Below are 22,662 nucleotides of genomic sequence, written 5' to 3'. Positions count from 1 at the left end.
GTCTAAGAGTAATGTCATTCGGACGAAATGCTATAATTTAACAGAAGGATGTAAAATATGACAAGAAGAGAGGTTAAGTACAAGTTTTACATATGACCTATAGGAGAGTATGAGGATGGACGACATTCATCAGCATATTGAAGAAATCCGTAGAGAAATGATGCGGCTCGCAGGGGAATATGGATTTTCCGATTCCAGGGTTTTAACTAAATCTCAAGAATTAGACCGTGTTTTGAATACCTATCAGCGGGAGAAATGTAAGCTCAAAGAGCAAAGGTATCCGGGTGTTATTCATCTAAGCCTTTCTTCCGTAACCGGATCCGCTGAATTCATAAATTAGGAGAATACCCGTATGCCTAATTCGATCATTCAATTGTTCAATTCCGATCAGCTCCTTATTGTGATGTTTTTGATGTGGGTGCTTATAAGCGGCATGTTTATGGTCTTACATCTGGACGGTAAAAAAAGCAAGCGAACACGTGATGAAGTTGACCCGAAGCGGGAAGAACTGCCTGAACACGAGCATCGCAAAAATGAAAGAGGGCGGCTTTAACGGATAGAAAACCGCTCAAAAGCAGCTCGGATAACTAAGAGCTTTTGTGTGCGCTTCGATCTTGTTCGAGCGCTTATTTGCGTTAGATCGCAGCCCCCCAAAAAAAGCGGTTACCGCTGCGCGAAAGACGCAAGGGTAACCGCTTCTTGCAAGGTGCCGTTAGGCCGCTTCCGTTTACGGAGTCAACTTCGGCAGCGTCGGAATGGTCTGGCTGCAGTCGCCTGCCAGAGGCAGGTTGCGGCACACATACTGGCCCGCGCTGTTCTCGGTGGCGCCGTCCGAAGGGACCGGCAGATGAACGCGCTGCTTCCACAGCTGCCAGAGCATGAAGCCGTCAAACGACTTGCCTTTGTTTTTGACGTATTTGACAAGCGTCTCCACATTGTAGTAAGCGGAGGCGACGTTGTTCTGGCCGTTCAGCATCTCGGCATCGTAGACGGTTCCCGGTGCGGCATTCAGTTTCAGCACGGCACCGCCGGAGCCTTCGGGCGCAATCTGCAGGCCCATGTTGATGGTCCCGCCGTAGATGGCGCGGTACGATTCGTAGCCTTCGCGAGGGTCGTAATAGACGCCGCCGTCGTAGGACATGAGGTTGATCATGTCGATTTTGCTGCCGTGATCTTTCACGACGCGGTACATCGTGCCGCCGAACGGCGAGCCGTACTGGACTTTGCCTTCTTCGAACGGCGAGCCTTTCACGTAGTAGGCTCCTGTGGACCAGCCGGCGATGGAAATTTTCAGCTTCGCGCCCCGTGCCTTGATTTCGTTGTACAGGCTGTTGATGATGTTTGCGATTTCGGCGTCTTTGGAACAACTGAACGATTCGGCTGCGGCTTTGTTGCAGTTGCTGCCGCTCGACTCCCAGTCGATATCCACGCCGGAAGCGCCGAGATCCAGCGCCAGGTCGACGACATGCGGCGCGTTGAAATTCCCCCACTGGGTGCCTTGGCTGTAAGACCAGCCGCCCACGGAGAGCCACGTGTCCGTTCCGCGCGCATTCAGTGCGGCGATGTTGCTGCGCAGATCCTGGGACTGCTGCGGCGTGAACTTCAGCTGACCGCGGCCCGTAGAGGCGCCCTCGACAAACTCAAAGCCCGCAACTTCCTGATCGAAGGCGTAGGAACCTTTGACATACTTCGTATCCGGTCTGGCGAAAGACAGGTTGATATCCGTGACGTAATTCGGGATGTTCTCCAGCTTCAGATCGTAGATGCTGGTGTTCCAAGTACTGGCATAGGCGACGTACCTGCGGTCCGGGGAAGGCGTGGTTCCGCCTGCCGGTGTCGTCACGCTGACCGGAGCGCTTGCGGCCGAAACGTTGCCGGCTGCGTCCTTGGCCTTCACGGTGAAGCTGTAGGCCGTCGAGGCGGTAAGGCCGGTAACGAGAGCTGTCGTTCCCGTGACGCTGGCGGCAAGAGCCGTTCCCTGGTAGACGTCATAGCCAGAGACGCCGACGTTGTCCGTCGAGGCTACCCATGACAGGGAGACGCTTGTGCTCGTGGAGGCGGTTGCCTTCAGCCCGGAAGGAACGGATGGCGCCTGCGTGTCTGTCGTTCCGCCGCCGGTTGAGCCGCAGTCGCTCACATACTTCCAGGCGCCCCAGGTGTTCGCCGTGTTGGGCTGTTCCCCCTGCGTCCACCATTTGGCTTCGAAGGTCTTGCCGGAGTAGGAGACCCTTTTGCCGGCCGTGTAGGCGGTTGTAGAGTTCCAGGCGGGGTCTTGGCATGCCGCCGCAGCCGTACCGGCCGCATTAGCCTGGCTGGAAGCCAGAGCAGGCACTACGCCGAGGCCAAGCGTGAAGGCGAGGGCGAGGTGAATCATTTTCATTTTTTTTCGGGGAGTTGTGTAAGAAGTCATCAATCGGTACGCTCCTTTTGAATTGAGATAAGTGCGGGTTCTGCCGGTAAGCGGTTGGATAGGCCTCCTTTTTTTGTAAGCGGTTTCAATCGCACTTTTATTATCCCATGTCGGCTCGTCCCGAATAAGGATAAAAACCTATCATGCAGGGGGGAATTTCGATAAAGTCTATTTTCATGGTAAAATATCCCTTATATAAAGACGGGTTAAGACGGTGGTTAGCAGCGGAGTTTATGCCGATCTGAGAGCCGACTTCGTGCGCATTATCGAGGGGAGAGGCAGGGGCGGATAAATTGACTAGAGGGAAAATCATTTACCGGATGACGGAGCTTCTCTTTCTTGCGGGTTTGATCTATTTGATTAGAGGTTATATGAGCGTTTATTTGGTGCGGTCCGTGGGCCTTTCGGATTGGCAGGCTGCTCAGGTTGTATGGATTATTCTACTTGTGTGTTTGCTCGTTTGCGCGGCGATCGGCATCCTTCAGGGACTTCAGGCTTATCTCAAAAAAAAGGGGAAGTTTTAAAAGGCGAAGCCGGTATGCGGCAGATGATTAAGGCTGACGAAGCGACACAGAAATAGGTCCGGCTTGTTCGCCGGGAATCTGGAATGCCGGGGAATAGCCGACAGCGGGGATGGAGGAATTCTTATGGTTAGACTAATGGTAAAGTGCTTCCTACTAATTATGGCGGTGCTAATTGTTGTTGGAATTGCTCATTTCATTAATGGGCAGGGCTGAGTTGGAGGTCCTTCGGTATCCATAAAAAAACCTCCGGAGCTGCCGAAGCAGACCGGAGGTTGCCGATGCGCTTAAGGCAGGAAGCTGCCTCTGGCGCTGACGTAAAGCGAATACCACTCTTCGCGGGTCATGAGTTCCGCCTGGCGCTCGGCGTCCTTGCAGGCGGCGATGCGCTCCGCGTTGGCCGTACCGATCACCGGCTGGATCATGGCCGGATGCCGCATGAGCCAGCCGAGTACGATAGCCTCGCGCGTGGTCTCTTTCTCATCCGCAAGCTTGCCGACGAGCTCCGCCGTCTTGCGGATGTGCTCCGGCTCCGATTCTCCGAGGTTGCCGGAGAATTTTCCCTGGGCCAGCGGGCCCCACGCCTGGATCTGGATGTTCTCCATCTGGCAGTATTCCAGCAGACCCTCGGAGAAGTTCACCGAAGTGCCGGCCTTCTGGTTCACGTGAACCCCCTGGTCGAGCCAGTCGTGGCGCGCCAGACTCATCTCCAACTGGTTGACGGCAAGCTGGTCGGGCAGCGCACGCTGAAGGAAACGGATTTGGGCGGCGCTCATGTTGGACACCCCGAAATAACGGACTTTTCCGGCGGCTTTAAGACGGCCGAACGCTTCCGCGACTTCTTCCGGCTCCATCAGCGGATCGGGTCTGTGCAGCAGGAGGACGTCGAGATATTCAGTGCCCAGACGGCGGAGAATTCCGTCGACGGCTTCGCCGATATAGGCTTTGGAGAAGTCGTAACGCCCGGGTACATCCCCCTCGGCGAAGCGGATGCCGCATTTGGACTGGATCACCATCTCCTCGCGCAGACCCGGCTTGTTTTTGAGAATGCGGCCGAAGGTTTCTTCCGCTTTTCCTCTTGTATAGATATCGGCATGGTCGAACATGGAGATTCCGATGGAAAGAGCGGCTTCGACGGCTTTCTGCGCCTGCGTTTCATCTTCTTTGGTCACCGGATCGGAATTCCAGCCTCCGCCGAAAGGCATGCAGCCCAGTACGAGACGGCTCGTGTTCAGACCGCGTTTTTTTAACGGTAGTATGTTCATCATCATTCCTCCTGTTGTAGGCGCTATGCGGCAGACGTATGTACATTGTTCATTATACCGAATCCGGCGGAGAGTGCCAAAAAAACCAAAAGGAAGACCGGGGGAATTTACCGGAAGGTTCCTTTCTCTTCTTTTCCTTTCATGCCTCGCGCAGCTCGACGGCGTACGGAGCGGTGTCATTGGTGAAGGAGGACCTTTTTGTATTATACTGGTAAAGAGATTAGTTCCTTAAAGGAGGCTGACAAGTATGTTCGTAAGTCTGAACGAGTTTCAACAGGAATGGAAGCAAGAGGCTTCGTTGACGGGAAAAATTTTAAATACGTTGACGGACGAGTCGCTCGACCAGAGCGTCGCGTTGGACCACTTCTCCCTTGGAGAGCTTGGATGGCATCTGTCTCAAGCCATTTACGGCCTTTTTTCGGCGGCAGGCCTGAAGTTCGAGGGACCGGAGCGAGGCGCGGGAGTTCCCGAGTCCGCCAAAGAAATCGCCGATGTCTACGAGCAGATAAGCTCGAACCTGCTTCGGGCGGCGGGTGAGCAGTGGACAGACGAGACGCTGAAGCAAAGCATTACCGTGTTCGGCAGGGAAACCACGATTCATGGCATCATGCGCTTCGTTATTCAGCACCAGGCTCATCACCGGGGCCAAATGACGGTCCTTATGCGCCAGGCCGGCTTGGTTGTGCCGGGCGTTTACGGCCCGAGCAAGGAAGAACGCGAGCAGATCGGCAAATAATCGGCCCAAAGCTAGCCGTGAGCAAGCCCCGAGCGGGACCTGCAGAGTTTTGCCGGAGGCGGCGTACATAGCTTCTATAGGAGAACATCAAGTGAATTTCGCTTGGTGTTTTCTTTTTGGGTGGAGAACGTACGGAATCATGATCCGCAGGCTGCCGATTTCTGAACGTCACGAGTGTCGGACCAGCAGGGCCCGTCCGTTTATACCCGCGCGGCTGCCCCGTGCATGCGATACCAGACTGCACGCGGGGAGATGCCCAGGGGTGAAATACAAAGAACGTGTGCATGACATGCACGCGTTCTTTGTATTTCCGCACCGGATTGATCTGCTAAGGAGCCGTTCATGAACCATTCGTTTTGCCGGAAAATACGTAAGAAATTGGAAAATGACTTTTTCTGTTTACTTTCTTTTAACGAAAATTTTCTTTTTCAAAAAGCATTTTCAAATGAGACCAGGGATGCTACTCTAACAGAAGGATCGACTTACAAATCATGGGAAGAGGAGCTTGCCATGCGAATCCAAAAGGTGACGGAACCCGTGAACGGAGGGAGACGGCTGCTTACCTGGCGCTATTACAGTCTGCTTCTGCTGCTTACGGTCGGGTTGGAATACGGGGCTCTCGTCGCGGTGCATCTGCCGTTCGGCGATGAAATGACGGGCTTTCTGGTCATGATGGCCTTGTTTGCTTTTAGTGTGCTGCTGGCGATATTTACCTTTGTTTTCGGCCTGCTGACGTGTCTGGAGAACAGACAGCCTATGCTTATCGTGCCGTGCGCTCTTCTGACCGCCGGTTTATATCTAGCCATAATCAGATGGGAAGGAATGTGATCTGAAATGATCCGGTTCGCGTATTTCGGAGAAGAGGATTTCGACCAGCTTATCGAATGGAGCGGAGACGAGGCTTTTCTGCTTCAATGGGCGGGGCCCCAGTTTAAGTACCCTCTAACCTCATCGCAGCTGGAGGCTTACATGGAAGGGGCCAACGATCCCGAACAATCCGGCCGGCTCGTTTATAAGGTGATCGATTCGGAGACCGACCTGACGATAGGGCATCTTTCGATCGAAAATATCGACCGGCATAACCGCTCCGCAAGGATCGGCAAAGTGCTTGTGGGCCATACGGCCCGGCGGGGCCGAGGAACCGGGCAAGCGATGATCCGCGAGGCGCTCCGGATCGGATTTGAAGAACTCCGTCTGCATAAAATGACGCTCGGCGTTTTCGACTTTAACGAAGCGGCAATCCGCTGCTACGAGAAGGAAGGCTTTGTGAGAGAAGGCCTCATTCGGGACTCCAAACGAATGGGAGACACCTACTGGAATTTGATTGAAATGGGCATTTTGGAGAGCGAATGGCACGGAAGCAGCCGGTAAAAACACCGGACTACAGACGCCGGCATACAAGCCTGGTCAGATAGGCGGACAGATAGAGCAGAGGGGGAGAAGGCAGTGGAAGACATCCTGCGCGCAGCGAAGAAGGTGGCCATCCAAGCCGCTTTGCAAGCCGGGCAAGAAGCGAAGAACCGGTTTGAGAATATCAACAGCATCCTGGAGAAGGACGATTTCGGCGACGTCGTAACGGAGGTGGATCACCTCGCGGAGGAAATTATTTTGACCCACATCGCAAAAAGCTTTCCCGATCACTGCGTGGACAGCGAGGAGATCGGGCACAACGGGAGGCAGAGCGACTGGATGTGGATCGTGGACCCGCTGGACGGGACGAACAATTACGCGATAGGGCTTCCGCTTTTCGCCACGTCCATCACGCTCATGCACCAGGGAAATCCCGTGCTGGCCGTAATCTACGAACCGATGGTGGACAGGCTTTTCGTCAGCGCGGCGGACAAGGGGGCCTTCTGCAACAATATCCGCGTTCAGACCAAACCGTGCCCGTCTATTCAGCGCGGCACGATCGGCTGGATACAGGGGCACAAGGTCCAGAACGAGGCGCGTGCCGTTAAGCTCCGCCATCATCTGGACGTCCGGTTCAAGCGGATGATGAGGGTGTGGGCGCCGACTCTCCAGTGGTGCATGCTCGCCAAGGGAGACCTGGACGGCATCGTTCTCTACAATTCGGAGGGAACCGATCTGTATTCGGGTATCCTGATGGTACAGGAAGCGGGCGGACTCGTTATGGATTATGAAGGCAAGCCGTTCAGAGGAATGAGTCCGGAGCCTTATCTCATTGCCTGCCACCCGGCTCATAAGGAGCATTTTTTGAAAACGGTGGCCGAAGGGATGGGCTGATCGCTTCAAACATCCGCAGCCGGCGGTCCGGCTGTACACGATCCTCCCCAAAAACCAAGCGAAGGCGGGCTGCAGATGGAGCATAAAATCATGATGGTAACCGGGGCCAACTCCGGCATGGGTCTCGCCACAACGATTGCCTTGGCCCGGCAAGGGGCGAAGGTCGTTATGGTGTGCCGCAGCGAAGAGCGGGGGCAGAGCGCTCTCCGGGAAGCGATAGCGTCCAGCGGCTCCGGAGAGATCGAGCTGATGCAGTGCGACCTCGGTTCGCTACGGAGCATCCGGTCTTTTGCCGCGGATTTCAAGAGCCGCTACGATCATCTGGACGTGTTGATCAACAATGCCGGCGTCGTATCGCTCAAGAGAGAGACTACTTCCGACGGCTTCGAAGTTATGATGGGCGTCAACCATCTGGGCCATTTTCTGCTGACGAATCTGCTGCTGGGGCCGCTGAAGCGGGCAGAGCAGGGCCGGATCGTCGTCGTCTCCTCCGGTGCGCACAAAATCGGCAAAATCCGCTGGGAAGACCCGCATCTGACGAAGGGGTATACGGCATGGACCGGATACGCGCAGTCCAAGCTGGCGAACATTTTGTTCACCAAGGAGCTCGCCGTCCGGTTGAAAGGGACCGCCGTTACGGTGAACGCCCTGCACCCGGGAGCCGTCGGCACCCAGATCGGCGTGGACCGGAATACGGGCTTCGGCAAATCGGTGCTCGCTATGCTGCGGCCGTTCTTCCTGACACCCGCCCAAGGGGCGGAAACGGCGGTTTACCTGGCTACCAGTGGTAACGTGTCGTGCGCCACGGGCGAATATTTTTACCGGAAGAAGATTGCGCCGGTGTCCGCACGGGCTAAAGACAAGGAACTCGCCGCGAAGTTCTGGGATTGGAGCGCGGGGGAAGTGGGGCTCCAGCCTTCGGAAACGGAGTGATGCGGATGCAAACGGATTAATCGGGTTAACGCAAGTTACAGCATGTTAAAACATAAAGCAAGTTAGCGGCGGTAAAGCGATGACGGGTCCTATTCAATAGAACCGGTTTGATTAAGCGGCCAGGGGCGGATGCTTCCGGAGCCGTTTTTTTTGCGTGGACGAAAGCCGAGGCCGGGCATCGTCTTGCGGATTGTCGTGATTAGAATTCATTTTTGCACAAAGGAGCCTCCACGAATTGAACTGTCTTTCATTTATTGTCCATGGGTATAATCAAATCGAACAAAGAACCAAACTAAACGGCAAAGGAGTTGATGCCGTATTCTGGACGAACGCAGTACCCGGATTTTGACGCTGCTGCAGCAGGCAGCCGATTATGTATCTCTGGAAGAACTGATGCAGAAGCTCGGCATCTCCAGACGAACCGTTTATTACGATATGGAAAAAATCAACGACTGGCTGAAAACGATTCATCTTCCGCCGGTCGAATATGTCCGGGCGGCCGGATACTATTTGCCGGACGAAAGCCGTAAAGGCATTCCGGAGCTTGCCGGACAGCTTCCCGTCCAGCAGTACTACTTGTCTCCGCGGGAGCGGCTGGCCTGGCTGGTCGTCCATCTGTTATCCCCGGCGGGCGGATCGCTTTTCGTCCATCACTTGACGGATCTCCTGCAAGTCAGCCGGGGAACCGTGCTGAAGGATTTGAACATCGTCCGGCCGGAACTGGAAGCCCTGAAGCTTAAGCTTACTTACGATCGCAAGCAGGGCTACCGGGTACGGGGGGAAGAGAGCGACAAGCGGAAGGCCCTCGCGTATTACTTCGGGCAAATTTTCGGAAGCGTGGGCTGGGAGCAGGCGCTCAGCCGGAGCGAAGACCCCGGCAGTTTTGACCGGGTGCTTAACTTATTCCCTCCGATGAAGCCGGATCACTTAAAGCGGGTTTATCGGCTCATCGCCGACAGCGAACGCACACTCGGCGTGGAACTAACGGACGAGATGGTGTTTAACTTGACCACACGCTTCCTGCTCTATACACGCCGAATCCAGAACAAGCAGCTCATCTCGATCGACGAAGACGAGCGGAGCGTGCTTGCGCACATGCCGGAATACGAGGCGGCGGCCCGTATAGCGGAAGGTCTTGGCTATTTGTTCGACACCGCCATACCGGACGAGGAAATCGCGTATTTTACGATGCACCTGCTCGGGGCGCGCGTCAACCGCATGGAGCAGATGACGGGCTCCGAGGAAGTGATCGACAAGCTCCGCGAGGCGGCCAAGGGAATGACCGACGCCTTCCAGCGTCACGCCTGCGTGTTTCTGCCGAACCGGGAAGCGATGGAAGAGAACCTGCTCGTTCATCTGAAGCCGGCGTATTACCGGATTCTGTACGGGCTGGGGCTCGATAACCCGCTCCTCGGCAACATCCGCTCCAAGTACGGGGAAGTGTTCGAGCTGACGCGGCGCTCCGCGGCACCGTTCGAGCAGCTTGTCGGACGCAGGCTCAACGATAACGAGATCGGCTACCTCGCCATGCATTTCGGCGGCTGGCTGCGCAGGGAAAACACGGAGCCGGTAGAGAGGCGCCGGGCCGCCATCGTCTGCGTCAACGGCATTTCCGCTTCGCGGATGCTGAAGTCCCAGCTCGAGCATTTATTTTCGGCGGTGGACATTACGGCCGTTCTCTCGCTGCGGGATTACGAAGCGTTCGAAGAGGAGAGCGTCGATTTTATTTTCTCGACGGTCCCGCTTCCGGACAGCGTCGTCCCCGTGTTCGTCGTGAATCCGATCCTCAGCGACAAGGACAAGGAGCATCTGCTGAACCAGATCAACTCGGTCGTCGGCCGCAAGTCGCGGGCCCAGGCCAGCTCGGTTCAGGCTCTGCTCGACATAGTCCGCAAATACGCGAAGGTGACGGATGAAGCGGGACTCACGGAGGAACTGAACCGCTACATGTCCGTGGGGAAAACATGGCTGAGCGAAGCCCGCAAGCCGTCGCTGGCCGACCTGCTCACCGGACCGATGGTCCGGGTAGAGAAGGAGGCCGCCGACTGGCGCTCCGCCATACGCGAGGCGGCCCTGCCTCTTCTCGAGGACGGGCGCATCGAAGAGGCCTACATCGGGGCGATGATCGCCAAGGTGGAGGCGCTGGGCCCCTACATCGTCGTGGCTCCGGGCATCGCCATCGCGCACGGCAAGCCGCAGGAGGGAGTGAAGCGGCTGGGAATCAGCCTGCTGCGGCTTGCGAAGCCCGTAGCCTTCTCCGAAGAAGCACGCCATCAGGTACAGGTGATCCTGGTGCTGGCGGCGATCGACGGAGAATCGCATCTCAAAGCGTTGTCGGAGTTGACGCTCCTGCTCAGAGAACAAGACAGCCTGACCCGGCTGAAGGACGCCGGGACCAAAGAACAGATATTACAGCAGATACAAGAAGGTCCCCGCAGTTAGACTACCGGATTTGGGAGAGATGAGAGATGAAATTTTTAGAACCATCGTTAATTGCACTTGATGTCGAAGCCGAGACGGCGGACGAAGCGATCCGCCTGGCGGGAGGACTGCTGGCCGACGCGGGAGCCGCGGAAGCGCGCTATGCCGAAGCCATGGTGGACTCCTATCGGGAAAAAGGCCCGTATTTCGTTCTGGCGCCGCATATCGCTCTGCCGCACGCCCGTGCGGAAGACGGAGTGAAAGAAGCGTCCGTCTCGCTGCTTCGGCTGAAGAAACCGGTCGTATTCGGCCACGCGGCCAACGATCCCGTTCAGCTCGTATTCGCACTGGGCGGGTCCACCAGCTCCGAGCATATCGCCATGCTGCGCAAGCTGACGATGTTGCTTAGCAACCCGGACAACGTGGAAGCGTTCAAGCAGGCAGCCGATGTAGATACTATCCAACAACTTATTAGGGGGAACGAACAATGAAGATTTTATGCGTTTGCGGTCTTGGACAAGGAACCAGCCTGATTTTGAGAATGAATGTGGAGAATGTGCTGAGCGGCATGGGCGTAAGCGCCGATGTGGAGCATACCGACGTATCCACGGCGTCCGGCACGGCGGCGGAGTTTATCATTACGAGCAATGAATTGGCACAGAGCCTGCAAGGGCACTCGGCCAAAATCGTGATCGTCAATAACTATTTTGACAATGACGAAATCAAACAAAAACTGGAAGAAGTACTGTAACCCATTAAGGAGGGGTCTTTATGGACGTGCTTTTTTGGATCGCCACCAATATTTTCGGAACACCGGCCATTCTGCTCGGGTTCATCGTTCTGGTCGGCCTTCTTCTCCAGAAGAAATCGACGAGCCAGCTCGTAAGCGGTACTTTTAAAGCTATTATCGGTTTCCTTGTAATCGGCGCCGGTTCCGACGTTATCGTCAAAGCATTGAACGTCTTCGAGCCGATGTGGAAAGAGGTCTTCGGACTGGAGGCCGGCTCGCTCGGGTCGTTTATGGGGCAGGAGGCGTTTAACGGCAAATACGGAAGCGCCGTCACGCTGGCGATGCTCGTCGGCTTCCTGATCAACGTTGCGCTGGCCCGTTTTACCCGGTTTAAATTCATTTATTTGACCGGTCACATGATGTTCTGGACTTCAACGATCTTCGCGGGCGTGATCGTGCATGCATCAAGCGGTATCGCCATTTGGAAGCTTGTGCTGATGATTGCCGTCGTGCTCGGTCTGTACTGGACATTCCAGCCGGCTCTCGTTCAGCCGTTCCTGCGCAAAGTAACGGGCAACGATAACATCGCCCTCGGTCACACATCCGCCTCGGTTGCCCTGCTGGCAGCCCTGTTCGGTAAACTGCTCGGTAACAAAAACAACGACTCGGAGAAAATCAAAGTGCCGAAAGGCTTCGAATTCCTCCGTGATTCCAACGTCATTACAGCGCTCAGCATGGGGATTCTGTTCCTGATCGGGGCCATTATCCTTTCGACGAAAGGAACGCCTGCCGCCGCCGAACTGATGGCGAAATCGGGCGATCAGAACTTCATTATCTATTCGATCATTCAATCGTTTACGTTCGCGGGCGGTATCGCCATCGTTCTGATGGGGGTCCGGATGTTTGTCGGCGAACTGGTTCCGGCCTTCAACGGGATCGCTACAAAACTCGTACCCGGAGCCAAGCCGGCACTGGACGCGCCGGTTGTATATCCGTACGCGCCGAATGCGGTCGTACTCGGCTTCCTGGGAGCTTTCGCGGGCGCCATTATCTGGCTGCTCGTGCTCGGTAACACTGTTTCCTACATCTTCGTTCCGACGATGATCGTCTTGTTCTTCCACGGGGCTACGGCCGGCGTGTTCGGGAACTCGACGGGCGGCGTCCGCGGGGCTGTGATCGGCGGATTCATCACGGCCACGATCGTAGCCTGGGGACAATTCCTCATGGTCCGCTTCTTTATCTCTTCCACGGTGCCGGATACGGCCATGTGGGCGGCGGATTCCGATATGTTCATCATCGGTCCGATTTTGAACTTCCTGGCTAAATTGTTCTTTTAATTAAAGCAGTGCGGGCCGAAAAGCCCGAAGACAACAAGACGGTGACAGCGCTAAGCTCCGCCGTCTTCTTTACAGAAAAAAGAGTGGAGGAGACACGTTATGAGCTATATCCGTACCTTACATGGAGACATCGCCAAAGAGGATCTGGGCTTTACGTATTCCCACGAACATATTGTATGCCGTCCGGCCTTCTGGCAGGAACGGGGAGAGGACGATCTGCTGCTGGACGATAAAGAGAAATCCAAGCGGGACGTTCTTGATTTCAAAAAGCACGGCGGACACGCGATTGTGGATGCGACGGCGGTCGATTACGGCCGGGACGTCCAGGCGGTGCAGGAAATTGCCCTGGAAACGGGCATTAAGATCGTAGGCACGGCGGGCTTCAACAAAAGCTTCCTTTGGGATGCCAAAATCAAAGAAGAGCTGAAGCCGCTCACCGGCGATTATGAAACCTATACCCAATGGATCGAAGCGAAAAGCATCAACGAGCTGGCCGATTTCGTCATCCGTGAAGTGGAAGAAGGCCTTGAAGGAACACCTTTCAAAGCGGGGCAGGTCAAATTCGGGACGGGCTATAACCGCATTACGCCCCTGGAAGAGAAAACGCTGCGTGCGGTAGCGCGCGCCCACCACGAAACGAAAGCTCCCGTGCATTCCCATACGGAAGTCGGCACCATGGCGCTGGAGCAAATCGAGCTTCTGAAAAGCGAGGGCGTGAACCTGTCGTACCTCAGCCTGGGCCATATGGACCGCAACCCGGACCCTTACTACCACGAGCAGATCGCCGCAACCGGCGCTTACATGAGCTTTGACGGCATCGGCAAAATCAAGTACGCTCCCGAAAGCACGCGGATCGCACTGATTCTCAATCTCGTGAGCAAGGGCTACGAGGATCAGATTCTGATCAGCGGGGATACCGCCCGCAAAACCTACTACAAGCATTACGACCACGGCCTCGGCCTGGAGTACATCATTGCGAAGTGGGTGCCGCGCTTTGTGGACGAAGCGAACCGCAACGGATTCGACGGGCAGAAGCTGATCGAGAAATTTTTCGTAAGCAACCCGGCCAACTGCTTCTCATTCAAAAAGTAAGGAGGCGCGCACGATGAAATTCGAGCACGAAAACTCGTACGAGGTGCAGGACAAAATCCGACAATTCCGGGCGGCGATCTTGCCTATCGGAGCCGTGGAAGCACACGGTCCCCACCTGCCGCTCGGCACCGATAATCTGCTTGCCGAACGGCTGGCGGACAAACTGGCGGCCCGCACGGACAGCTTCGTGCTTCCGGTCCTGCCTTACGGCCAGGTGTGGAGCCTACGGAATTTTCCGGGCAGCATCAACGTCTCCAACGAGGCGCTGATCCGTCTGCTGGCCGATATCGGCGAGAGCCTATACCAGCAGGGCTTCCATATTTTCACGATGGTCAACGGCCATTTGGGCAATGCGGTCGCGCTTAAGGAAGCCGCGCGGGTTCTATACGAGCGGGTGCCTGAGCTGAAAGTGTTCTATTTCTTTTATCCGGGCACGAAAGAAATCACCGCTCAGGTCAGGGAGTCTTCGGCGGCCCACGGCACCTATATGCATGCCGACGAAATCGAGACGTCCTACATGCTTTATCTGGCCGGTGAGTACGTGGACATGAGCAAGGCCATAGACGGCGCTCCCCGCATAACCGCGGAAGCGGACTGCACGCCGACGCCATGGGAGGAAATCACGTCCTCCGCCGTTCTCGGCGACGCCACGCTGGCAACCCGGGAGAAGGGCGAGAAGATTATCGAACGCAGCCTGGACGTGATGGCCGAAATGCTATTGCGGACTAAGCGGGCTTTGGAAGACGGAGATCACCAAGATTCAACAGACTGACAACGGGGTGAGAGCTATGATGATGAATACGTATTTTGATGTGATCGGCGAGCTGCTGAACAAAGTCCGGACCGAACAGGCCGGACCGATTCGCGAAGCGGCCGAGAAAGTGGCGGCCTGCATTCAGGACGGCGGCATTATTCATTTGTTCGGCTGCGGCCACTCGCACATTTTGACCGAGGAAGTATTTTACCGGGCAGGCGGGCTTGTTCCGATTCGTCCGATCTTCGTCGAAAAGCTGATGCTGCATGAAGGCGCGGTACGCTCGTCGGAGCTGGAGAGACAGAACGATCTGGCGGTCGATTTCATGAAGGAGCAGGACATCCGCAAGGGTGAAGTCGTCTTTGTCCTGTCCACTTCGGGCCGCAATCCGGTTCCGGTCGATGTCGCCCTGATGGCGAAGGAGAAGGGCGCCGTTACCGTCGGGATTACTTCTCTGGAATATTCCATGAGCCAGCCGTCGCGGCATACCAGCGGCAAGCATTTGTCCGAGGCGGTGGATCTCGTGATCGACAACTTCTCGGTCAAAGGAGACGCCGTGCTGAATCATCCGGGCTTGCAAGTTCCTTTCACACCGAGCTCGACCGTGATCGGAGCTGCGATTCTGAACGCCGTTTTTGCCGAGTCCATTGAAATCATGATCGAAAACGGTTTTAACCCGCCGGTGTTCCTGAGCGGCAACATCGACGGTTCCGATGCGCACAACCAGGCGCTGATCCAAACGTACAAAGAGCGGATCGCCCTGCTGGCGTAGCCTGATTTAACAGAGAAAAACAACCGCAAATCAAACAGAAGGTTGTATCCGGCTCAGAACCGGCAAATGTGTGGAGTAATAGAGAGATAAGCAGACCAGAGAACGGAAATTTTACAATCAACCCCAAAAAACGTTAACCGGGAACAATCGCCGAAAGACGACTTGCAAAACATAAGCGGATAGCTGTCGGGAGAAACCATACACCCTTATCCCTTTTTTGCGGTCTTGATCCGGCGGTGAACGGGTGAGGAGGAACGACATGTTCGCACAAACAGTAACCATACAGAATGCGCAGGGTTTTCATGTCCGTCCGGCTCAGCTTTTTGCTGAAACAGCCGGCCAGTTTGGAGCAGAGGTGCACCTGAAGACCGGAGACGGACGCACGGCGGATTGCAAAAGCATGCTGGAGCTGATGACGCTCGGCATTGAAAAGGGAGCTGTCGTGACGATCGAAGCCAGCGGCGACGGAGAGAAGGAAGCCGTTGAAGCCCTGGCGCAGCTTGTTGAAAGCAAGTTCGGTGAAGCCTAATGAAGGGGCTGCATATTCAGGGAATCGGCGTTTCGGAAGGAATCCGCATCGCGCAGGCATTCGTTTACCGCGCAGCGCACGGGAATGCTGGCGGAGCTTCTGCCGAATGGAAGCCTATTGCGGCTGATCCGGCGGTTGTCGAGGCTGAGCTTGCCAAGCTTAAAGAAGCCAAAGCCCGCTGTGCAGGCGAATTGGAACGGCTCACGGAGAAGGCGAAGGAAACCGTCGGTGAAGAGCAGGCCGGTATTTTGGCGGGCCAGCGGAAACTGCTGGACGATCCGGCCTTCTATCCGAAGATGGAAGCTCGGGTCCGGGAAAAGCTGGAGCCGGCTCCGCAGGCCGTCTCCGAAATCGTAAGTCAGGTCGCCTCCTGGTTCGAAGGGATGACCAACGACTACATGAAAGAGCGCGCCGCCGATATCCGCGATATCGGAAGCCGCCTCTTGGCCTGCCTGTCGCCCGGAGAGAGAGCCGGTCTTGAGGGTATCACCGGCGAGGTGATCCTCGTGGCCGACGATCTTACGCCGTCCGACACGGTGCAGCTCGACCCGGCCAAGGTTGTCGGCTTTATTACCCGCACGGGCGGAGCGACCTCCCACACCGCCATTCTGGCGCGGTCGCTCGGCATCGCCGCCATCGTCGGCGCAGGCGATGCCGTGGACGGCATTGACGACGGGGACACCCTCGTCGTCGACGGAGCCGCCGGGCTGTGCATCGCCCGGCCGGGAGAAGCCGAAGCGGAGCAGTACCGGCTCCGCATGGGGCAGGATCTCGAGCGCCGCAAGTCGCTCGAGGCATACGCGGCCCGTCCCGCGGTAACCGCGGACGGTACGCGCGTGGAGCTCGCGGCGAACATCGGAACCGCCGCGGAAGCCGGAGCCGCCGCCGCACAGGGAGCGGACGGCGTGGGGCTGTACCGCACGGAGTTCCTGTTCATGAATTCCCCGTCTATGCCGGGGGAGGAAGAACAGTACCGTGCCTATCTGGAAGCGGCCAAGCTTATGGAGGGCCGCCCCGTAATCATCCGCACGATGGATATCGGCGGGGATAAGGAGCTTCCGTATCTGCAGCTGCCGAAGGAAGTGAATCCCTTCCTCGGTTACCGGGCGATACGGATCGGCCTCAGCCGCAAGGAGCTGCTGCTCACGCAGCTGCGGGCGGTTCTGCGGGCCAGCGCCTACAGCAAGGTGAAGGTGATGTTCCCGATGATCTCCGGCCTGCAGGAATGGCGGCAGGCCAAAGAAATCCTGGCGGAAGCGCAGGCGGAGCTGAGACAGGAAGGCGTACCGTTCGACGAGAACATGGAAGTCGGCATCATGGTCGAGATTCCTTCCACGGCCGTGATGGCGGGCCAGTTTGCCCGGGAAGTGGACTTCTTCAGCATCGGGACGAACGACCTGGTTCAGTATACGCTGGCCGTGGACCGGATGAACGAGCACGTGGCGTACTTGTACGACTATTTCCATCCGGCCGTTCTCCAGCTGATCCGCACCGTGATCGAAGCTTCGCACTCGGCCGGCAAGTGGACCGGCATGTGCGGCGGCATGGCGGGCGATCCGTTGGCCGCACCGCTTCTGCTCGGTCTCGGACTGGACGAGTGGAGCATGGAGGCGGGGCGTCTCAGCCCACTGAAAGAAGTGCTGGCCGGGCTGGATCGTCAGGAGTGCCGCGAGCTTGCGGAGCGGGTGCTGCTTCTTGATACGCCTCAGGCGGTGCGTCAGGCGCTCGAGGAGTTCCGCGAGTCTAAATCTGTTTAAATCCCGCCGGCGAAGTGGTCGGAAAACCTACGCTGATGCGAAGATTGAAACAGATGTCAGGTTCAGTGCGGGAGCGGCCGCTTGCTTGTGTTACCCATGAAGGGGAATTCCCGCTTCGGAAGGATCTTGAGGCTTGGCACCCGGCTTTTCCATCTTTGGGGGCAAATTAAACCCTTGATCGAGACTCGGATGCAGGCACTCTCCGACAGATCGGCAAATCCAAAACAACCCGGTTCCGTATAGAGCGGAACCGGGTTTTTCGGTTTTGCCTGCCTTCCGGCAAAGGGGCGCAGTCTGCGTCTAGCTCCCGTCCTGTAGGGCCGTTCGATCAGCGGGGGAGGCTGCTGCCTTACATACCGCGCTTACGGCCTCCGCGTGCGGCGGACGTCGCTTGGAGGCCGTCGCGGACAGCAGCTAAGCCCGCGTCCAAACGGACGGCACGGCAGCGTTCCTCACCCGGAGCGGAGCCTTTGTCCGTCCGTTATCCCTCCCGGTGCGCCGGACAATACAGCTTCATCAGACGGACGGTCTCCTCGTCCAGTTCTTTCCCGCGGTTTTCGAGTCCGTTCACGACGGCTTCGCGCTTGGCGCCTTTCATGTTCTGGCCGAACTTGAACTTGGCGGACAGGTCTTCCACGTCGATGCGGATCACGGCGACGCCGCGGATTTGGCTGACGTACCCCCGATTTTCCAGCGAGAAAGGCTCATAGCCTCCCTCGGGCTGAAGCTTTTCCATGAAGACGCCGAGCGCCTTCGCTTTTTCCTCCAAATCTTCCACGAGGACAGCCTTGCCTTTTATCACGACGGACTTAAAGAAGGCTGTCGCCGGACAGGCGTACACGGGCTCCGTAAAATAGGAAGGAATGAGCGCATACTCCTTGGCTATGGCGAAAGTGACGAGAGGATTCCGGCCCAGGTCCGAAATTTTTTCGCCGACTTTGCTTCCGTGGGCATAAATCGCGCCGTCCGCGTATACAAAATTAAGAGCTTTTAAATTCGGATACCCGTCCTCGCCGATCGTTCCCAGAATTCCGAATGTCATTTCGCTCATAAACTGCTCGATTTCCTGCCAGTCTTCCACACCGAATTCTTTTCTTCTCAAAGTCTCCACCCCTGTAATTTGCCTGCTTGCGGCTGTTTTTTTCATCTTAGCGGGACGGTTGACTTTTCTGAAGAGCCACTTTACGCTATTTTTAGTGGACCAGTTGCAGTCGGTCACAGGCAAAAGGGGAGGGTGAAGGTTCATTGCTTGATGTACGCGCGTTCAAATTTGTGCAAAATAATGAAGCCGCTGCTCCTCAAATGCAGCTTCCCATACAAAAGGCATTCGCCGGACCAGGGTTTCGCCCTATCGGCTAACCGAAACCAACCAGACATAATGGAGGTATTTTCTTATGTTAAAAGTCGCTCTGCTCAGTTTCTGGCACGTTCACGCCCTGGATTACGAGAAAGACGCTAACCAGCATCCGGACACTCAGGTTGCCGCGATCTGGGATGAAGACCCGGCCAGAGGCCGCAAAGAAGCGGAAAACCGCGGAATTCCATTTTACGAAAACCTGGCTGAACTGCTTGCCGACGATGAAATCGACGGCATTATCGTGACGACCCCGACCCATCTTCACCGGGACGTTATGGTGGCGGCGGCCAAAGCGGGCAAGCATATCTTCACGGAAAAAGTCGTCGCCGCCACGAAGAAGGAATCCGACGAGATTATGGACGCGGTCCGCGAAGCGGGAGTGGTCATGACGGTTTCGCTGCCGAGATTGAACGCTCCGTACACACTGGCGATTCGGGACATTCTCGAACAGGGAGTTCTCGGAAAACTGACGCTGGTTCGTACAAGACTATCCCATAACGGCGGATTGAGCCGGGAAGAGGGAGGCGGCTGGCTTCCCGAGCGTTTCTTCGACGAATCCGCTGCGCAGGGAGGCGCCATGATCGATCTGGGCTGCCATCCGATGTACCTGACCCGCTTGTTCCTCGGGATGCCGGAAAGCCTGACGGCGAATTACGGCAGCGTGACGGGACGCTCCGCGGAAGATAACGCGGTGAGCGTACTGCGTTATCCGAACGGCGCTCTGGGCATCGTGGAAGCGGGCTTTGTGAACAGCCATTCCCCGTTCGTGATCGAGATTCACGGCACGCAGGGCACTCTGCTGTACTCCCAGCACGACGACAAGCTCCTGCTTCGTACGCGGGCGCAGGAAGGGGAGGAGTGGCAGACGGTGACGGATCTCCCGCAGGCGAAGCCTTCCGCTTTCGAGCAGTGGGTGGCGCATATCGAGTCCGGTACCCGGGCGGAGGAGAACCTGCTTCTGGCAGCGGACCTCACCCGCTTGATGGAAGCGTCCAACGCCTCGGCGGCGAGCGGTTGCGCCGTTAAGCTGTAGAGGAACGAGACCCCGCCGTCATGCGACGTCACATTACACGCTGAGAGCTGCGTGCATTGCGACATGCTGGGAGCTGCATGCGTTGCGAAAATGGAGCGCAGCAGCCGACCTAGACGTTTTGACAGCGCTGACGCATGGCCTCGGAAGAAATCAGCGGGCGCTTTCCCGGCCCTTCTCGTTGTCCTGATCATTTCTTCAGGCATCGCGCCGCATAAAGACAGAAAAAGAAGCCGGTTAACCGGCTTCTTTTCTTGTACTTCCCGAGAAATTCGTCTACCATTTACCGTGTCTCGTGTCTCGTGTCTCGTGTCTCGTGTCTCGTGTCTCGTGTCTCGTGTCTCGTGTCTCGTGTCTCGTGTCTCGTGTCTCGTGTCTCGTGTCTCGTGTCTCGTGTCTCGTGTCTCGTGTCTCGTGTCTCGTGTCTCGTGTCTCGTGTCTCGTGTCTCGTGTCTCGTGTCTCGTGTCTCGTGTCTCGTGTCTCGTGTCTCGTGTCTCGTGTCTCGTGTCTCGTGTCCGGTTGTCTGCCTCTCCAAACGGCAAGCGTAGATATCCGCAGCTGTCCGCTCCATAGCCCGACACCGCAAGCTCCGGTGTCTGCCCGCTAGTCCGCCGCACCGCCGGCCGTGGCTGTTGCCGCCCCCGCTTCCGCTGCATTGCGTTTCAACTGACGTTCGATACCGGCCCGGTCGATCTGGATCCAGTACTCGGCGATTTTGCCGTTCTCCACCCGGTACACCGCGCTCGCCAGCTCGATAACGGGCAGGCCGGTCGGCGGATAGCCGTCGACTTCGCCGATGTGCGTTCCCGTCTGCTTCCAGCGTACGTACACCCGGTCGCCGGAGCCCAGCAGCTCCTGTACTTCCAGGGTGAAGGGGCCGTAGGCATCGAGCATTTCTTGCACGTGCTCCGCATAAACTTCGGGCGTGCGCTCGACCGTCACCTCTTGTTCCGACTGGACCTGGTGGGCGAATACTTTACCGGCCATCAGCTCGGGAGCGGCCGCCAGTTTTTTTCCCGACCGTACTTCATCAAAAAAACGTTTGACCACTTCTTCCGGTCTTAAAGCTTTCATGATTCTTTTTCCCCCGCTCTCCTGGGTTATGTATCGGCATGTTATGTCCCCGCTGCCGGTTGACCGAACAATTCGTCCCTGTGTCAGTCAGGTCCATTTGGCCGCCCAGAGCTTCATTTCTTTTAAAATTTTGTGTAAATCGCGGCCTTTCGGTGTCAGCGTGTATTCCACGGTAACCGGTACGGTCGCGAAGGCTTTCCGTTCGAGCACGCCCTGTTTCTCCAGATGGCGGAGAATATTCGTCAGTGCGGTAGGGCTAATCGAAGCAATGCTGCGCTGAAGCTCTCCGAAGCGTCTCGTACCGTCGAAAAGCTCCCGGATCACAAGGAACGCCCATTTTCCGCCGATGACATCGAGCGTTTTTTCAATGGAACATTCGATGACGCAAGGCTCCTTCGGAATATAGCTGTTTGCCGCCGGTTCCGCCGGTGTTTTCCCGGATCGAGCTGTCATGAAGGCGCTCCCCCCTTTTAAAAGTATAAGTCCGCCGCAAGGCCAAAACCCTGCTAAACAAAAGTGTAGCAGCTACAATTTTATGGGTATGATCAAAAAAAGATCACTACTGTTCATCATATAGAAAGTATTTTATGATGGCAATGGGAGGCGGCTTGTCCGCTTCGTGAAAACAGATTGGGGAGGTTTATGGAACATGCACTATCGCAGACTCGGACGGTCGGGCTTGAAGGTCAGTGAGATTAGCCTCGGAAGCTGGCTTACTTATGGAGGCTACGTCGAACGTGACAATGCGGTTCAATCGATCCGTAAAGCTTACGATTTGGGCGTTAACTTTTTTGATACCGCAAACGTTTACAAGCAGGGGGAAGCCGAGAAGGTAGTCGGCGACACTTTGAAGGAATATCCGCGTGAATCTTATGTGCTGGCGACGAAAGCTTTCTGGCCGATGGGCGAAGGACCGAATGACAGAGGCCTTTCCCGCAAGCATATCATGGAGCAGGCGCATGCCAGCCTTAAAAGACTGGGAACCGATTACGTCGACATTTATTACTGCCACCGGTACGATCCCGAGACGCCGCTGGAGGAAACGCTCCGCGCCCTCGACGATCTCATTACCCAAGGCAAGGTGCTTTACATAGGGGTAAGCGAATGGACGGCGGCTCAAATGGCGGATGCGCTCGGTCTGGCCGAGAGATATCTGCTAGATAAAATCGTCGTCAACCAGCCGGTTTACAACATGTTCAACCGCTATATCGAGAAAGATATCATCCCCCTGGGCGAGGAAAAAGGAATCGGTCAGGTCGTATTCTCGCCGCTGGCGCAGGGGCTCCTGACCGGCAAATACAAGTCGGCGGACGACATTCCGGCGGACAGCCGCGCCGCCAAAGTCGAAACGATGCGCGGCGCCGTTACGGCGGAGAACATTGCGAAGGTGAAGCAGCTCGAAGGCATCGCAGCGGAGTTGGATCTTACCGTGGGACAGCTCGCCCTTGCCTGGATTCTGCGCCAGCCGAACGTAGCGAGCGCCCTCGTAGGCGCGAGCCGTCCGGAGCAGGTGGAGCAGAACGTGAAAGCCGAAGGCGTGAAGCTGGCGGCGGACGTGCTGGAGCGGATCGAGGCGGTTCTCTCGGGGAACGAAGCAGCCGGAAAGTAACCGGTTCGGGATGGAGGCAAGCCCGCCCGGACATCCGTATTCCGCATTCCTGAAGGAGTGCCTATCTATGGCACGGGACGCCTATAAACC

General features: G+C 56.5%; 24 protein-coding genes. 19 read left to right on the top strand and 5 right to left on the bottom strand.

Going from position 1 to position 22,662, the window contains the following annotated elements; all coding sequences use genetic code 11:
• Positions 1-115 precede the first annotated feature (115 nt).
• On the top strand, positions 116-340 hold the full coding sequence (locus tag PCH01S_RS10415) for an aspartyl-phosphate phosphatase Spo0E family protein (protein WP_042229076.1): 225 nt from the start codon (positions 116-118) through the stop codon (positions 338-340).
• Positions 341-352: 12 nt separating this feature from the next.
• Positions 353-553, top strand: a complete 201-nt coding sequence (locus PCH01S_RS10410; RefSeq protein WP_042229075.1) for a hypothetical protein — start codon at positions 353-355, stop codon at positions 551-553.
• A 174-nt stretch (positions 554-727) separates the two neighbouring features.
• On the opposite strand, the gene PCH01S_RS10405 is transcribed toward PCH01S_RS10410, so the two are convergent.
• Entirely contained in the window at positions 728-2,410 is a 1,683-nt protein-coding gene (locus PCH01S_RS10405; RefSeq protein ID WP_042229073.1) for a fibronectin type III domain-containing protein, read from the bottom strand.
• Positions 2,411-2,703: 293 nt separating this feature from the next.
• On the opposite strand from PCH01S_RS10405, the gene PCH01S_RS30375 reads away from it, so the two are divergent.
• Positions 2,704-2,934 (top strand): hypothetical protein, encoded by a 231-nt coding sequence (locus tag PCH01S_RS30375; protein ID WP_241688817.1) that lies wholly within the window; start codon positions 2,704-2,706, stop codon positions 2,932-2,934.
• A 284-nt stretch (positions 2,935-3,218) separates the two neighbouring features.
• Here PCH01S_RS30375 and PCH01S_RS10395 read toward each other — a convergent pair whose 3' ends face one another.
• Complete coding sequence (locus PCH01S_RS10395; protein ID WP_042229072.1) at positions 3,219-4,196, bottom strand: aldo/keto reductase; 978 nt, start codon at positions 4,194-4,196, stop codon at positions 3,219-3,221.
• 247 nt (positions 4,197-4,443) lie between these two features.
• On the opposite strand from PCH01S_RS10395, the gene PCH01S_RS10390 reads away from it, so the two are divergent.
• From PCH01S_RS10390 to ptsP, 14 genes are all read left to right on the top strand, one after another.
• The gene (locus PCH01S_RS10390) at positions 4,444-4,932 is read left to right on the top strand and encodes a DinB family protein (protein WP_042229071.1); all 489 of its coding nucleotides are present in this window, start codon (positions 4,444-4,446) and stop codon (positions 4,930-4,932) included.
• 510 nt (positions 4,933-5,442) lie between these two features.
• Positions 5,443-5,760, top strand: a complete 318-nt coding sequence (locus PCH01S_RS31320; protein ID WP_241688818.1) for a hypothetical protein — start codon at positions 5,443-5,445, stop codon at positions 5,758-5,760.
• Positions 5,761-5,766: 6 nt separating this feature from the next.
• Positions 5,767-6,303: a GNAT family N-acetyltransferase gene (locus PCH01S_RS10380; protein WP_042229069.1), complete on the top strand. Its 537-nt coding sequence runs from the start codon at positions 5,767-5,769 to the stop codon at positions 6,301-6,303.
• A gap of 75 nt (positions 6,304-6,378) precedes the next feature.
• On the top strand, positions 6,379-7,176 hold the full coding sequence (locus PCH01S_RS10375) for an inositol monophosphatase family protein (protein WP_042229068.1): 798 nt from the start codon (positions 6,379-6,381) through the stop codon (positions 7,174-7,176).
• Between the two features lie 75 nt (positions 7,177-7,251).
• A complete protein-coding gene (locus PCH01S_RS10370; RefSeq protein WP_042229067.1) occupies positions 7,252-8,109 on the top strand; it encodes an SDR family oxidoreductase in 858 nt (285 codons plus the stop codon).
• A gap of 318 nt (positions 8,110-8,427) precedes the next feature.
• Positions 8,428-10,551, top strand: coding sequence for a BglG family transcription antiterminator (locus PCH01S_RS10365; RefSeq protein ID WP_322786825.1), 2,124 nt, complete (start codon positions 8,428-8,430; stop codon positions 10,549-10,551).
• 26 nt (positions 10,552-10,577) lie between these two features.
• On the top strand, positions 10,578-11,021 hold the full coding sequence (locus tag PCH01S_RS10360) for a PTS sugar transporter subunit IIA (protein WP_042229065.1): 444 nt from the start codon (positions 10,578-10,580) through the stop codon (positions 11,019-11,021).
• The gene (locus PCH01S_RS10355; protein ID WP_042229064.1) at positions 11,018-11,281 is read left to right on the top strand and encodes a PTS sugar transporter subunit IIB; all 264 of its coding nucleotides are present in this window, start codon (positions 11,018-11,020) and stop codon (positions 11,279-11,281) included. The genes PCH01S_RS10360 and PCH01S_RS10355 overlap by 4 nt, the downstream gene beginning before the upstream one ends.
• A gap of 20 nt (positions 11,282-11,301) precedes the next feature.
• Positions 11,302-12,597 (top strand): PTS ascorbate transporter subunit IIC, encoded by a 1,296-nt coding sequence (locus tag PCH01S_RS10350; protein WP_042229063.1) that lies wholly within the window; start codon positions 11,302-11,304, stop codon positions 12,595-12,597.
• Between the two features lie 99 nt (positions 12,598-12,696).
• Positions 12,697-13,689 carry a phosphotriesterase family protein gene (locus PCH01S_RS10345; RefSeq protein ID WP_042229062.1) on the top strand — a complete coding sequence of 331 codons (993 nt, stop codon included), beginning with the start codon at positions 12,697-12,699 and terminating at the stop codon, positions 13,687-13,689.
• Between the two features lie 13 nt (positions 13,690-13,702).
• Positions 13,703-14,461: a creatininase family protein gene (locus PCH01S_RS10340; protein WP_042229059.1), complete on the top strand. Its 759-nt coding sequence runs from the start codon at positions 13,703-13,705 to the stop codon at positions 14,459-14,461.
• Positions 14,462-14,480: 19 nt separating this feature from the next.
• Positions 14,481-15,215 carry an SIS domain-containing protein gene (locus tag PCH01S_RS10335; protein ID WP_042229907.1) on the top strand — a complete coding sequence of 245 codons (735 nt, stop codon included), beginning with the start codon at positions 14,481-14,483 and terminating at the stop codon, positions 15,213-15,215.
• Between the two features lie 259 nt (positions 15,216-15,474).
• The gene (locus tag PCH01S_RS10330; protein WP_042229057.1) at positions 15,475-15,744 is read left to right on the top strand and encodes an HPr family phosphocarrier protein; all 270 of its coding nucleotides are present in this window, start codon (positions 15,475-15,477) and stop codon (positions 15,742-15,744) included.
• Positions 15,744-17,501 carry a phosphoenolpyruvate--protein phosphotransferase gene (ptsP, locus tag PCH01S_RS10325; RefSeq protein WP_042229055.1) on the top strand — a complete coding sequence of 586 codons (1,758 nt, stop codon included), beginning with the start codon at positions 15,744-15,746 and terminating at the stop codon, positions 17,499-17,501. The genes PCH01S_RS10330 and ptsP overlap by 1 nt, the downstream gene beginning before the upstream one ends.
• 481 nt (positions 17,502-17,982) lie before the next feature.
• Here the strand turns inward: ptsP and PCH01S_RS10320 are convergent, their stop codons facing one another.
• Positions 17,983-18,603: a pyridoxamine 5'-phosphate oxidase family protein gene (locus tag PCH01S_RS10320; protein ID WP_042229053.1), complete on the bottom strand. Its 621-nt coding sequence runs from the start codon at positions 18,601-18,603 to the stop codon at positions 17,983-17,985.
• A 292-nt stretch (positions 18,604-18,895) separates the two neighbouring features.
• Here PCH01S_RS10320 and PCH01S_RS10315 point away from each other — a divergent pair, with 292 nt between their 5' ends.
• On the top strand, positions 18,896-19,891 hold the full coding sequence (locus PCH01S_RS10315) for a Gfo/Idh/MocA family protein (protein ID WP_042229051.1): 996 nt from the start codon (positions 18,896-18,898) through the stop codon (positions 19,889-19,891).
• Between the two features lie 601 nt (positions 19,892-20,492).
• On the opposite strand, the gene PCH01S_RS10310 is transcribed toward PCH01S_RS10315, so the two are convergent.
• Both PCH01S_RS10310 and PCH01S_RS10305 read right to left on the bottom strand, forming a co-directional pair.
• Positions 20,493-20,963 carry an ester cyclase gene (locus PCH01S_RS10310; protein ID WP_042229049.1) on the bottom strand — a complete coding sequence of 157 codons (471 nt, stop codon included), beginning with the start codon at positions 20,961-20,963 and terminating at the stop codon, positions 20,493-20,495.
• Positions 20,964-21,050: 87 nt separating this feature from the next.
• Positions 21,051-21,416 (bottom strand): winged helix-turn-helix transcriptional regulator, encoded by a 366-nt coding sequence (locus tag PCH01S_RS10305; RefSeq protein WP_042229048.1) that lies wholly within the window; start codon positions 21,414-21,416, stop codon positions 21,051-21,053.
• Between the two features lie 196 nt (positions 21,417-21,612).
• Here PCH01S_RS10305 and PCH01S_RS10300 point away from each other — a divergent pair, with 196 nt between their 5' ends.
• On the top strand, positions 21,613-22,572 hold the full coding sequence (locus tag PCH01S_RS10300) for an aldo/keto reductase family protein (RefSeq protein WP_042229046.1): 960 nt from the start codon (positions 21,613-21,615) through the stop codon (positions 22,570-22,572).
• The last annotated feature ends 90 nt before the right edge of the window (positions 22,573-22,662 follow it).

The organism is Paenibacillus chitinolyticus NBRC 15660 (assembly GCF_000739915.1).
In the GTDB taxonomy this organism is placed as follows: domain Bacteria; phylum Bacillota; class Bacilli; order Paenibacillales; family NBRC-103111; genus Paenibacillus_F; species Paenibacillus_F chitinolyticus.
This window is presented reverse-complemented; position numbering and strand designations above follow the sequence as displayed.